Here is a 572-nt window from a genome sequence, read left to right as displayed (position 1 = left end):
GTCGAAGAAAGCGGCAGGCCACGGGGTTTCGTGATGCCAGCCATCCCCGCTCAGTTTTTCATCGACCTGACCACCGTCAAAGGGGTGTCACGGACCACCGCAGAGTTTCAGCACCTGCTCAACCATTCCTCGGTGCTAGCCGCGCGCGGCCTCAACATCACTGACGCCCAACGCTATACGTTGTTGCGTGAGGTCGCCTCCACGCTGGCGTTCATGCACAAGCACGGTGTGTGCGTCGGCGACATCTCACCGAAAAACCTGCTCTTCGCCCTGAGCCCCCACGAGGCGGCCTACTTCATCGACTGCGACGCCATGCGCATCAACACCGTCTCGGCGCTGCCCCAGATGGAAACCCCGGGCTGGGACGCACCCCCCGGCGAAGAACTGGCCACCATCTACACCGACACCTACAAACTCGGGCTGCTGGCCCTGCGCCTGCTCGCCGGCGACCACGACACCAAAAACCCCCACCACCTACCCCCCACCACACCAGAACTGTTGCGCCAGATCATCACCGACACCTTGACCAACCAGCCACACCAACGCCCACTACCCGAAGCCTGGACCTACGT

1 protein-coding gene is annotated in these 572 nt (G+C 62.8%); it reads left to right on the top strand.

Annotation, left to right across the window (positions count from 1 at the left end):
- Positions 1-33: 33 nt before the first annotated feature.
- A partial coding sequence (locus A5707_RS01360; protein WP_419866371.1) for a hypothetical protein occupies positions 34-572 on the top strand: 539 nt, incomplete at its 3' end.

It is taken from the genome of Mycobacterium kyorinense (assembly GCF_001672775.1).
GTDB lineage: Bacteria > Actinomycetota > Actinomycetes > Mycobacteriales > Mycobacteriaceae > Mycobacterium > Mycobacterium kyorinense_A.
Note: the sequence above shows the minus strand (reverse complement) of the source record. Positions and strands in the feature narration are given on the sequence as shown.